This is a genomic window from Streptomyces sp. NPDC059861, assembly GCF_042731435.1.
GTDB lineage: Bacteria > Actinomycetota > Actinomycetes > Streptomycetales > Streptomycetaceae > Streptomyces.
Map to the genome: position 1 here is coordinate 1 of NZ_JBHWJQ010000073.1, position 11,986 is coordinate 11,986.

Below are 11,986 nucleotides of genomic sequence, written 5' to 3' on the forward strand. Positions count from 1 at the left end.
GGTACTGCAGGGGGGACCCTGTGGGAGAGTAGGACGCCGCCGAACAATTTTTGATGAAAACCCCGCATCTTCGGATGCGGGGTTTTCTGCGTTTATGGACACTTGGAGGGCCTTCAGTGAGTTTGCCTGAGGCCCTTCTCAGATATCAGAGGCGCCCCGTCGTCTTGAGTGCCAGATACGCGTCCGCCAACGCCGGCGCCAGATCGTCCGGCGTCGCGTCCACCACCGTTACGCCGTGTCGGCGGAGTTGTTCGGCGGTGCGGTGGCGTTCGGACCGGGCCTGGGCGGCGGCTGCCGCGTCGTAGACCGACTCCGTGTCTCCGCGGGAGGTGGCCATGAGGGCGATGTGAGGGTCCGCCACGGAGGCCACCAGAACCGAGTGGCGTTGCGTGAGCTGCGGGAGAACGGGCAGCAGGCCCTCTTCCACCGGAGCCGCGTCGAGCGTCGTGAGAAGGACGATGAGGGAGCGTCGAGGGGCAGTTCGAAGTGCCGTGGCGGCGAGGCCGCGGGCGTCCGTTTCGACGAGTTCGGGTTCGAGGGTCGCCATGGCGTTGACCAGGGAAGGCAGTACGTCGCCTGCTGTGCGGCCCTGCACCGAGGCGCGTACCCGGCGGTCGTAGGCGAGGAGGTCGACGCGGTCGCCGGCGCGGGAGGCCAGGGCGGCCAGGAGCAGGGCGGCGTCCATGGAGGCGCCGAGGCGTGGGACGTCGCCCACGCGGCCGGCTGAGGTGCGGCCGGTGTCGAGGACCAGGACGATGTGGCGGTCGCGTTCGGGACGCCAGGTACGTACGGCGACCGTCGTCTGGCGTGCTGTGGCGCGCCAGTCGATGGAGCGGGTGTCGTCGCCGGGGACGTACTCCCGCAGGCTGTCGAATTCCGTGCCCTCGCCTCGCTGAAGGACGCTTGTGCGGCCGTCGAGTTCGCGGAGGCGGGCGAGTTTCGACGGGAGGTGCTTGCGGCTGGTGAAGGGGGGCAGGACGCGGACCGTCCAGGGGACCTTGTGGGTGCCTTGGCGGGCGATGAGGCCCAAGGGGCCGTAGGAGCGGATTGTCACGCGGTCGGCCTGGCGGTCGCCGCGGCGGGAGGGGCGCAGCCGGGTCGTGATGCGGCGGCGCTCGCCCCCGGGGACTGTCAGGCGGTGGCGGGAGGCAGCGAACTCGGTGCCCGGCTGCCAGGTGCTGGGAGGCCACGCGTCGCGGAGCTGGGCGCGCAGGGTGCGACGGGAGGGGTTGGTGACGGTGAGCGTGACGTCCGCTGTCTCGCCGAGGCGGGCGGAGGTGTCGCCGGAGCGCGTGAGGCCCAGGTGCCGTACCGGCGCAGCGAGGGCGTAGTCGCAGGCGCAGGCGAGGGCCAGGGGGCCGTTCACGGCCAGGATTCCTGTCCAGCTCGGCTCCCACAGGCCTACGGGCAGAGAGCCGAGGGCCGCGAGGAGCGCGGCGCGGCCGGTGAGTGCCATCAGCGGGGGACGGGGACGTGGGCGAGGACGGCGTTGATGACGGAGTCGGCTGTCACGCCTTCCATTTCGGCCTCCGGCCGGAGCTGGACCCGGTGGCGGAGGGTGGGGAGGGCCAGGGCCTTGACGTCGTCGGGGGTGACGTAGTCGCGGCCGGTGAGCCATGCCCACGCGCGCGAGGTGGCGAGCAGGGCGGTGGCGCCTCGTGGGGACACGCCCAGGGTGAGGGAGGGCGATTCGCGGGTGGCTCGGCAGATGTCGACGACGTAGGCCGTGATCTCGGGGGTGACTGTGGTCCTGGCGACGGCTGTGCGGGCGGCCTCCAGCACGGCGGCGTCCGCCACAGGGCGTACGCCGGCGGCGCGCAGGTCGCGCGGGTTGAAGCCCTCGGCGTGCCGGGTGAGGACCGCGATCTCGTCCTGGCGGGAGGGGAGGGGGATGGTGAGCTTGAGGAGGAAACGGTCCAGCTGGGCTTCGGGGAGGGGGTACGTGCCCTCGTACTCGACCGGGTTCTGGGTCGCGGCCACCAGGAACGGGTCGGGCAGGGGGCGGGGGGTGCCGTCGACCGTGACCTGGCGTTCCTCCATGGCTTCCAGGAGGGACGACTGGGTCTTGGGGGGCGTGCGGTTGATCTCGTCGGCGAGGAGGAGGTTGGTGAAGACCGGGCCGGGCTGGAAGGAGAACTCGGCGGTGCGGGCGTCGTAGACCAGGGAGCCGGTGACGTCGCTCGGCATGAGGTCGGGGGTGAACTGGACTCGCTTGGTGTCGAGTTCGAGTGCGGAGGCGAGGGCGCGGACAAGCAGCGTTTTGGCCACCCCGGGGACTCCTTCGAGGAGAACGTGTCCGCGGCACAGGAGAGCGACGACGAGGCCCGTCACAGCGGGGTCCTGGCCGACCACGGCCTTCGCGATCTCGGCGCGCAGAGCCTCCAGGGCGGCTCGGGCGTTGCCCGTATCCCCGGTCCGCCCGGCGTTGTCAGTGGTCGGGTCCATCATGGACGGCGTACCTCTCTTTCGAGGGCGTCGAGTTGGTCGGCGAGGGAGATGAGGGCCGCGTCGTCGCCGGGCGGCGGGCCGAAGAGGAGAGGCTGCAGGGACTGTCCGTCGCCGTGGAGGTGGGCGGACAGCGCGGGGAGCAGGGCCTCGGGCGCGTGCGCCTGGGCGACGGAGACGCCTACTAGGCGGGCGAGGCGGGTGCGGGTGGTGGAGCGAAGAGCGGCGGCCGCGCGGTCGCGGGCATTCGCCTTGCGGTAGAGGCGGGCGCGGCCTTCGACGGTCTCGGAGGCGCGGATCGCCACGGGGAGTTTTTCGGGCACGAGGGGGCCGAGTCGGCGTGCCCTCCACAGGGCGGCGAGGGCCGCGGCGATGAAGAGCTGCAGGGTGCCCCAGAGCCAGCCGGAGGGGAGCAGGTCGAAGATGCTGCGCTCGTCGTCCGGCGTGGAGGCGTCGGCGAGTGAGGGGAGGTACCAGACCAGATGGGGGCGCGAACCGAGGAGTTGGAGGGCGAGCGAGGCGTTGCCCTGCTCGCCGAGACGGTCGTTGAAGAGGATGTCGGGCGCGCCGAGGACGACGGTGTCGCCGCCACCGGAGGCCTCTGGGAAGCGGATGAGGCTGGCCAGGCGCTGGCTCGGGTAGCACTCGTCGGCTTCGAGGTGCAGGGCGGTGTAGCGGAGGCCGCCCGTGTCGGCGGCGCCCGCGCGCCGGGCCGGGAGGAAGTCGCAGTCGGGTTCGAGCGTGGACCGGAGGCTGGTGGCGGGGTCCGCGGTGACGCCGGGGGCGAGTTGCTCGACGGAGGAGCTGCCGGCGGCGACGAGGATCGTGCGGCCGCCGGATTCGGCCATCGTGGAGCGCAGCTGGGTCTTTTGAGGTCCCGTCAGCAGGTCGGGGACGGCGACCAGGAGGGTGGTGTCGGGGGCGGCCGCGGCGCGCGCTGCCTCCAGGGTGGTGACCAGGCGGGTGGACACGCCGCGGTCGGCGAGGAGTTCGGCGACGGCGCGGCTGCCCTCGGGGGCGGTGGAGCGCGGGTCGAGGCTGCCGCGGTTGGCGTCGGAGCGGACCAGGGCGATCACGACCGCTCCGGCCAGGAGGAGGACGAGGGCGAGCGCGATGCCTCGCGTGCGGGTCCATACCTGGCGGGGGGTGCGCGAGGCCGAGGTGGCGGGGAGCTTGGCCTCGGTCGTCATCCGGCGGCTCCCTGGCGGGTGTCGGGGTCCGCGCTGTGGGCGCTGCTGCTGGTGAGCTGGGGCTTGGTGCGCTCCAGATCGCGGTCGAGTTCGGCGATGCGGCGGTACGACGGTTCGGCGGCCGTGCGGCCTCCGTATGTGACGTCGTCGAAGTCCCGGGCGGCGGCGTGCAGCCGGTCGGCGTGGGAGGGCAGGGCGCGGCCGGCTTCGGCGGCTGCCTCGTCGGCGGTGCGGCCGGGGCGGGCGTCGAGGAGGGCGCGTTCCTCCAGCGAGCGGACGATGGCGCGCATGCGTTCCTGGAGGGCCTGGTTCCAGTGGCCCTGGGCGGCGTGGGCCTCGGCGGCCGCGCGGTGTTCGGCGGCGCTGCGGGGGCGGTCGTCGAACAGGGCGGCGGAGGAGGTGGGCCGGCGGCGTGGGGTGCCCAGGCGCCACCACAGGGCGCCCAGGACCGCGAGGACGGCGACGACGACCACGAGGAGGCCGAGCGTGCCTCCGGGGGTGGCGTCGGACGCGAGGCGGAGCAGCTTGCCGAGCCACTCCCAGAAGGCGTCGAGGAGGCGTTGGAACAGGCCGGGGTCGTCCTCGTGGTACATGCGCTTGGACAGCTCGCGTCGGGCCGCGTCCCGCGCGGGGTCGCGGGGGATCGTGAGCGGCGGTGCCTCGTCGGAGCCGGGCAGCGACAGCACGGAGGTGCCGCCGGTGCGGTGCGGCGGTCGTGCGGTCAGGTCGCCGGCGCGCAGCCAGGCGCGGACGGCGGCTTCGCCGGCGCGTGGCAGTGGTGGCACGGCTGTGAGGAATCCCCCGGCGAGGTGCACCGCATCAGCTCCCGGGCGAGGGGTTGGAGGTGCCGTAGCCCTGGACGCCGGCGGCGCGGGCCAGCTCGAGGTCGAGGGCCTCGCGGCGGATGCGCTGGTCGACGTAGAGGAGCACGGTGACACCGGCCGCGATCGGGAACGTGATCATGGAACCGATCACGGAGCCGACCCCGCTGATGATCAGGAACGTCCAGCCGAAGTCGCCGGTGCCCTCGAGGAATCCGTTGACGCCGTCGCCGCTGAGGGCCGCGGCGAGGAACGTGAAGGGGATGACGACGATCGCCGCGACGATGTTGGCGATGATCGTGGCGAGCAGCTGGATGCCGAAGACGCGCCACCAGGAGCCGCGGACGAGCCTGGCGGAGCGGCTCATCGCCTTCAGGATGCCCTGCCTCTCCAGCATCAGGGAGGGGGAGGCCAGCGAGAAGCGGACCATCAGCCACAGGGCGAGGACGGCGGTGCACAGGCTGCCCAGGACGGTGAGCGCGGCGCCGGCGCCGCCCCCTCCGGCCAGGGTCACCAGGACGCCGGGCACGGCGCCCAGGACGGCGACGCCCACGGCGATCAGGAGCAGCAGGAAGATCAGGCCGAACAGCTTCAGTACGCGCGGGCGGGCGTCGCGCCAGGCCTCACGGGTCGTGACGGGCTTTCCGAGGACGGCGCGGCTGGTGACGGTGGTGAGCAGCGCGGTCGCCGCGACGGTGCCGATCAGGGAGATCAGGAAGATGACCCCGGAGCTGAGCAGCGCGTCGCCGAGGGCGCGGCTGAGTTCGCCGAGGGTGGCGTTGGGATCTTCGAGGGCCTCGGTGCTGGTCCGCTCGTTCAGGACGAGGCCCTGGAGCAGGATGACGATGATCTCCGTGAAGATCGCCACGGTGAGCGCGATGCCGAGCACGGTGCGCCAGTAGGTGCGCATGGTGGAGACGGCACCGTCGAGGATCTCGCCGACGCCGAGCGGGCGGAGCGGGATCACGCCGGGCTTGGCCGCGGGCGGCGGACCGCCCCACTGGCCGCCCCAACCGCCGTGGCCGCCGCCGGGGCCCTGCCAGTTGCCGTACCCGCCGCTGTGACCGCCGGGAGGCTGTTGGCCGCCCCAGCCGGGGCCGGGTGGTGGGGGCGGGGGAGTCTGACCGGGTGCCGGCGGACCCGTGGGCGCGGACCACTGGGCGGGCGGCGGCTGTTCCTTGGACCACTTCGCGCCGGGTTCGGGCGTCTGGGGGCCTGGCTGGTCTTCGGGCTGCGAGGGCTGCGCGGGGCCGGGCCGGTCGGCCGGCTCGGCAGGGCCGGACGTGCCGGGCTCCTGCCCGTTGGACGGGGCGGATCCGGGCGAGGCCCAGCCCGGAGTGTCGTTCATCGTCGCTCCTTCACAGTGCCCGTCCGCCGGCGCGGCGGCAGGTTGGCAGACATCGTGCCATGGGGCGTTCACCCAGGGACCGGCCGCGGTATGGGTGCCACACCTTCAATTGTCCGTCGTGGAACGGGCAGACTGACCGCATGGCTGATCAGTACGCGCAATCCGGCGAGGACAAGTCCACCGGTAGTCCGGCGATCCGCTGGGACGAACCCCCCGAAGGACCGGTCGTGGTCCTTCTCGATCAGACGCGGTTGCCCGCCGAGGAGGTCGAACTGGTGTGTACGGACGCCTCCGCCCTGGTGGAGGCGATCCGTTCGCTCGCCGTGCGCGGGGCGCCGCTGCTCGGCATCGCGGGCGCGTACGGCGTCGCGCTCGCCGCCGCGCGCGGCTTCGGCGTGGACGAGGCCGCCTTCGCGCTGGAAAGCGCCCGGCCCACCGCCGTGAACCTCTCCGTCGGCGTGCGCCGGGCACGGGCCGCGTACGACGCCGCGCTCGCCGGCGGGGGCGACCCCGAGCAGGCCGCCGGGGCGGCGCTGGCGGCCGCGCGGCAGCTGCACCGGGAGGACGCCGAGGCCAGTGCCCGGATGGCCGGGCACGGGCTGGCGCTGCTGGAGGAACTGCTGCCGGGCGGCGGACATCGGATCCTCACGCACTGCAACAGCGGTTCGCTGGTGTCGGGTGGGGAGGGCACGGCGTTCGCCGTGGCGCTCGCCGCGCACCGGGTGGGGCAGCTGCGGCGGCTGTGGGTGGACGAGACGCGTCCCCTGTTGCAGGGGGCCCGGCTCACGGCGTACGAGGCGGCGCGCAACGGTATGGCGTACACGCTCCTCACCGACAGCGCGGCGGGTTCGCTGTTCGCGGCGGGGGAGGTGGACGCGGTGCTGGTCGGGGCGGATCGCATCGCGGCCGACGGCTCGGTGGCGAACAAGGTCGGCAGCTATCCGCTCGCCGTGCTGGCGCGGTACCACCATGTTCCGTTCATCGTGGTGGCGCCGGTGACGACGGTGGACCCCGCGACCCCGGACGGGGCGTCCATCGAGGTGGAGCAGCGGCCCGGGTACGAGGTGACCGAGGTCGCGGCGCCGAACGTGCCGGTGACGGGCGCGGGCGGGGGGGTGCCGGTGGCGCCCCTGGGGACGCAGGCTTACAACCCGGCGTTCGACGTGACGCCGCCCGAGCTGATCACGGCGATCGTCACGGAGGAGGGTGCGGTGTCGCCTGTGACCGCCGAGGCGCTGGCGGAGATGTGCGACGAGGCGCGGGGCGCGGCCGTCCGCCAGGGGCCGGCGGTGCCCTGATCTTGGCCTGATCTCGGCCAGATCAACGCTCTGGGCCCCTCGATCTGCGGTGCTCCGTGGGGAGAGGGGCCGGTGACATCTGATCGAGGGCAGACAGTAGTGACCCGATACGACTATCGTCACTGGCCAGTGAGCCTGCTCACCTGCACCTCCTTCACCGTTATGAGAATGGGATGATGTCGTTTATGAAGGGACGAGTCCTTGTCGTCGACGACGACACCGCACTGGCCGAGATGCTCGGCATTGTGCTGCGTGGTGAAGGTTTTGAGCCGTCTTTCGTAGCCGACGGCGACAAGGCGCTGGCAGCGTTCCGGGAGGCCAAGCCGGATCTGGTACTGCTCGACCTGATGCTGCCCGGACGGGACGGCATCGAGGTGTGCCGGCTGATCCGGGCGGAGTCCGGGGTGCCGATCGTGATGCTCACGGCGAAGAGCGACACCGTCGATGTCGTCGTGGGGCTCGAGTCCGGGGCCGACGACTACATCGTGAAGCCGTTCAAGCCCAAGGAGCTGGTGGCCCGTATCCGGGCGCGGCTGCGCCGCTCGGAGGAGCCCGCGCCGGAGCAGCTCGCCATCGGTGACCTGGTCATCGACGTGGCCGGGCACTCGGTGAAGCGCGAGGGGCAGTCGATCGCGCTGACGCCGCTGGAGTTCGACCTGCTGGTGGCGCTTGCCCGCAAGCCGTGGCAGGTGTTCACCCGCGAGGTGCTCCTTGAGCAGGTGTGGGGCTACCGCCACGCGGCGGACACACGACTGGTCAACGTGCACGTGCAGCGGCTGCGCTCCAAGGTAGAGAAGGACCCGGAGCGCCCGGAGATCGTGGTGACCGTCCGGGGAGTCGGTTACAAGGCCGGGCCGAGCTGAGATGTCCAAGGACAGTGCCGCTTCGGCGCCCGGCCGGTCCGGGGCCCGCGCGGGGCGGCCTGTCGGCCGGAAGGCGGCGGGTGCCCGCTGGGGACGGCTCCTGGAGAGCGGGCTGCTCCAGGGCGGAGTCCAGGGCAGCCCGGTCCTCCGGCTGTTCATGCGCTGGGTACGGCGTCCGCTGCTGCCCGTCATGCGGCTGTGGCGGCGGAACATCCAGCTCAAGGTGGTGGTCACGACCCTGCTGATGTCGCTGGGTGTCGTGCTGCTGCTCGGCTTCGTGGTCATCGGGCAGGTGCGCAACGGACTGCTGGACGCCAAGGTGAAGGCGTCGCAGAGCCAGGCCACGGGCGGTTTCGCGGTGGCCAGGCAGCGGGCCGACGAGGCCGCGAGCGGCACCGGGGAGGACCCCTCCACGGTGGTGGACGGGCGGTCCTCGCAGAACGTCATCCAGTGGATGAGCGACCTCGTCTCCTCGCTCTCCAGCGGTGGTCAGGGCGCCTTCGACGTGGTGACGCTGCCCGCCGGGGACAACAGCGGCGGGGGGCGTGGACCGCGTGCCTCCGGTGGTGTCGACCCGAACACGAGCGTGCCTGAGGCGCTGCGCGAGCGCGTGAACAGCAGTCCGACAGCCGCGCAGAGCTACACCCGCATCGTCTACAGCGGCGACAAGGGCTCACAGCCCGCGCTGGTCATCGGCAAGGAGGTCAACGACCCCAACGGTGACCCCTACCAGCTGTACTACCTCTTCCCGCTCACGCAGGAGGAGAAGTCGCTGAGCCTGGTCAAGGGCACCCTGGCGACAGCCGGCCTCTTCGTCGTCGTACTCCTCGGGGCCATCGCCTGGCTGGTGGTGCGGCAGGTCGTGACACCGGTGCGGATGGCGGCCGGGATCGCCGAGCGGCTGTCCGCCGGACGGCTGCAGGAGCGGATGAAGGTCACCGGCGAGGACGACATCGCGCGCCTCGGCGAGGCCTTCAACAAGATGGCGCAGAACCTTCAGCTGAAGATCCAGCAGCTGGAGGATTTGTCGCGGATGCAGCGGCGGTTCGTGTCCGACGTGTCGCACGAGTTGCGGACACCGCTGACGACCGTGCGGATGGCGGCCGACGTCATCCATGAGGCGCGGGTGGACTTCGACCCGGTGACCGCGCGGTCGGCGGAGCTGCTCGCCGACCAGCTCGACCGGTTCGAGTCGCTGCTGGCGGACCTGCTGGAGATCAGTCGCTTCGACGCGGGTGCGGCGGCGCTGGAGGCCGAGCCGATAGACCTCAGGGAGGTCGTGCGGCGCGTGGTCAGTGGCGCCGAGCCCCTCGCCGAGCGCAAGGGCACGCACATACGCGTGGTGGGCGACCAGCAGCCCGTCGTCGCCGAGGCCGACGCCCGGCGGGTGGAGCGGGTGCTGCGCAACCTTGTCGTCAACGCCGTGGAGCACGGCGAGGGCAAGGACGTCGTCGTCAAGCTCGCCGCGGCGGGCGGCGCCGTGGCGGTCGCGGTGCGCGACTACGGCGTCGGACTCAAGCCCGGAGAGGCGACCCGGGTCTTCAGCCGCTTCTGGCGGGCCGACCCCGCACGCGCGCGTACGACCGGTGGCACCGGCCTCGGGCTGTCGATCGCCTTGGAGGACGCGCGGCTGCACGGGGGCTGGCTGCAGGCGTGGGGTGAGCCGGGCGGTGGCTCGCAGTTCCGGCTGACGTTGCCGCGCACCGCGGACGAGCCGCTCAGGGGCTCGCCGATACCGCTGGAGCCCAAGGATTCCCGGCGCAACCGTGGCCTGGACGACGCCGGGCTGCCGCGCGGTGGCGGGGAGAAGACCGCGACCGTGCCCGCCCAGTCCACGGGCAGCGGCCAGATGGGGGCGCGCGATCCGATCGCGCACCGGTCGGCCGCCGTGGCCCCGACGGCCGATCCGACGGCGTTGCCCGGCAACGGCGCTCGCGTGGTGCCCCGGCCCGCCGGAGGGACGCGGGGGCAGGGCGAACAGCCGGTCGGCGAGGCGGCGCGCAGTACGGCCCCGACCGGTGCCGTGGACGCCGGGCCGAAGGAGTTGAACGATCAAGGGGAGGCATTTCGTGGGCGCTGACCGCGAGGGGGGCTCCCGGCGCACGCCGGGACGCGCGGTGGCGTACGTCGCCTGTGGCGTCGTACTGCTGACAGGGTGCGCCTCGATGCCCGACAGCGGGGACCTGCAAGGCGTGGAGTCCACTCCGCGCCAGGAGACGCAGGTGCGGGTCTTTCCCATGCCGCCGCGCGAGGACGCGCCGCCGTCGGAGATCGTGCAGGGCTTTCTCGAGGCGCTGACCAGCGACGACCCGCACTATGCGACGGCGAAGCAGTATCTGACGGCGGCGGCCGCGAAGACCTGGCAGCCGGAGCTGTCCACCACGGTGCTCGCCGACGGGCCGGACACCCAGGCGAACTCCGTGGGGACCCGGGAGGACGGGGTCGACTTCTTGTTCACGCTGACCGGCACCAAGGTCGCCCTGGTGGACGCGCAGCAGTCGTACACGCCGACGGAGGGCTCCTACAGCAAGCCGGTGCACCTCACGCGCGACAAGAAGAGCGGGCAGTGGCGCATAGACGGGCTGCCGCAGGGCGTCGTCATGGGCCAGTCGGACTTCCAGCGCAACTACATGTCCGTCAACAAGTACTACTTCGCCTCCCACACCGCGGTGGGCGCGTCCTCGCAACCCGCGGCGGTCGCCGACCCCGTGTACCTGCGCCGGCGCGTGGACCCCACGACGCAGATCGTGCGCTCCCTGCTCAACGGGCCGACGACCTGGCTGGGTCCCGTGGTCAGATCGAGTTTCCCCACCGGTGCGGCGCTGCGGAAGGGCGTCGGCGCGCTGACGCCCGACGACCGGAACCGGCTGACCGTGCCACTGAACGACAAGGCCGCCCGGGTCGGGCCGGCCAAGTGCAATGAGATGGCAGCGCAGTTGCTGTTCACCCTCCAGAACCTCACGCCCGCGGTGGACGAGATCGAGCTGCAGGCGGGCGGTGTGCAGTTGTGCGTGCTCAACGAGGACGGGGCGGCGGCCGTCGCCGCACACGGGTCGGCCCGGGGCGCCGACTACCTGTACTTCGTCGACGGGGAGCACCGGCTCGTCCGGATCCCGGCCGGCAGCCGGAGCGCCAAGGCCGAACCGGTGCCGGGAGAGCTGGGCGAGGGCGTGCGGGCGCTGCGCTCGGCGGCGGTGTCGCGGCAGGAGCAGACCGCGGCCGGGGTCGCCCTGGACGGCAAGGCGCTGTACGTCGGTTTGCTCGCGTCGGGTGGTTCGCTCGGGGAGCCGGTGGTGCGCAGCACGGGCCGGACGGAGAAGGACCGGCTGACCACGCCCAGTTGGGACACGCGAGGCGACCTGTGGGTGGCCGACCGCAACCCGGAGAACTCGCGGCTGCTCGTGCTCCCGGAGGGCAAGGGCGAGCCGGTGGAGGTGCAGGTGCCGCGGCTGGACGGGCGGATCCAGTCCGTGCGGGTCGCGGCTGACGGCGTGCGGATCGCGCTGGTCGTGGAGAAGGACGGCAAGCAGTCGCTGCAGGTCGGGCGGATCGAGCGGGGCGAGAAGGACCAGGTCACCGGCGTGGCGGGTGTCGCGGTGCTGGAACTGCGCTCCGCCGCACCGCAGTTGGAGGAGGTCACCACCATGTCCTGGGCCGGTGACGGCCGGCTCGTGGTGGTCGGGCGCGAGGAGGGGGGCGTGCAGCAGATGCGGTACGTCCAGGTCGACGGCTCCATGCCGGAGGTGCCGGCGCCCGACGCGCTCACCGGGGTGAAGGAGATCGCCGCTTCCGAGGACGACCGGCTCCCGCTGGTGGCGTACTCGGTGGACGGGATCGTGCGGCTGCCGGACGGGGCGCAGTGGCAGACCGTGGTGAAGGACGGGTCCGCGCCGGTCTATCCGGGGTAGCGGGCGGGTCCGTCTCGGGGGGGGGTGTCTCTATGTCCTTCGTCAAGGACGTGGTGCCTGGTATGCGGGTGTTTGCGATAGTCAGGCGGCGAGAGTGATGGTGGGGGTTCTGG

The 11,986-nt window shown here is 72.5% G+C and carries 9 protein-coding genes; 4 read left to right on the forward strand and 5 right to left on the reverse strand.

Going from position 1 to position 11,986, the window contains the following annotated elements:
* Positions 1-145: 145 nt before the first annotated feature.
* Genes ACFV6X_RS35060 through ACFV6X_RS35080 form a run of 5 tightly spaced genes read right to left on the reverse strand, consistent with a single transcriptional unit; the run spans position 146 to position 5,804 of the window.
* On the reverse strand, positions 146-1,456 hold the full coding sequence (locus ACFV6X_RS35060; RefSeq protein ID WP_385390438.1) for a DUF58 domain-containing protein: 1,311 nt from the start codon (positions 1,454-1,456) through the stop codon (positions 146-148).
* Positions 1,456-2,445 (reverse strand): AAA family ATPase, encoded by a 990-nt coding sequence (locus tag ACFV6X_RS35065; protein ID WP_385390439.1) that lies wholly within the window; start codon positions 2,443-2,445, stop codon positions 1,456-1,458. Before ACFV6X_RS35065 ends, ACFV6X_RS35060 begins: the two co-directional genes overlap by 1 nt.
* Complete coding sequence (locus ACFV6X_RS35070; RefSeq protein WP_385390441.1) at positions 2,445-3,635, reverse strand: DUF4350 domain-containing protein; 1,191 nt, start codon at positions 3,633-3,635, stop codon at positions 2,445-2,447. Before ACFV6X_RS35070 ends, ACFV6X_RS35065 begins: the two co-directional genes overlap by 1 nt.
* Positions 3,632-4,450: a DUF4129 domain-containing protein gene (locus ACFV6X_RS35075; RefSeq protein ID WP_385390443.1), complete on the reverse strand. Its 819-nt coding sequence runs from the start codon at positions 4,448-4,450 to the stop codon at positions 3,632-3,634. The genes ACFV6X_RS35070 and ACFV6X_RS35075 overlap by 4 nt, the downstream gene beginning before the upstream one ends.
* Positions 4,451-4,454: 4 nt before the next feature.
* The gene (locus ACFV6X_RS35080; protein ID WP_385390444.1) at positions 4,455-5,804 is read right to left on the reverse strand and encodes a glycerophosphoryl diester phosphodiesterase membrane domain-containing protein; all 1,350 of its coding nucleotides are present in this window, start codon (positions 5,802-5,804) and stop codon (positions 4,455-4,457) included.
* Between the two features lie 140 nt (positions 5,805-5,944).
* Between ACFV6X_RS35080 and mtnA the strand changes: the two genes are divergently transcribed.
* From mtnA to ACFV6X_RS35100, 4 genes are all read left to right on the forward strand, one after another.
* Positions 5,945-7,102: an S-methyl-5-thioribose-1-phosphate isomerase gene (gene mtnA / locus ACFV6X_RS35085; protein WP_385390446.1), complete on the forward strand. Its 1,158-nt coding sequence runs from the start codon at positions 5,945-5,947 to the stop codon at positions 7,100-7,102.
* Positions 7,103-7,275: 173 nt separating this feature from the next.
* On the forward strand, positions 7,276-7,965 hold the full coding sequence (mtrA, locus tag ACFV6X_RS35090; RefSeq protein WP_187281934.1) for a two-component system response regulator MtrA: 690 nt from the start codon (positions 7,276-7,278) through the stop codon (positions 7,963-7,965).
* Position 7,966: 1 nt separating this feature from the next.
* Positions 7,967-10,045: an MtrAB system histidine kinase MtrB gene (gene mtrB / locus ACFV6X_RS35095; RefSeq protein WP_385390448.1), complete on the forward strand. Its 2,079-nt coding sequence runs from the start codon at positions 7,967-7,969 to the stop codon at positions 10,043-10,045.
* Positions 10,035-11,873, forward strand: a complete 1,839-nt coding sequence (locus tag ACFV6X_RS35100; protein WP_385390449.1) for an LpqB family beta-propeller domain-containing protein — start codon at positions 10,035-10,037, stop codon at positions 11,871-11,873. Before mtrB ends, ACFV6X_RS35100 begins: the two co-directional genes overlap by 11 nt.
* Positions 11,874-11,986: the final 113 nt, after the last annotated feature.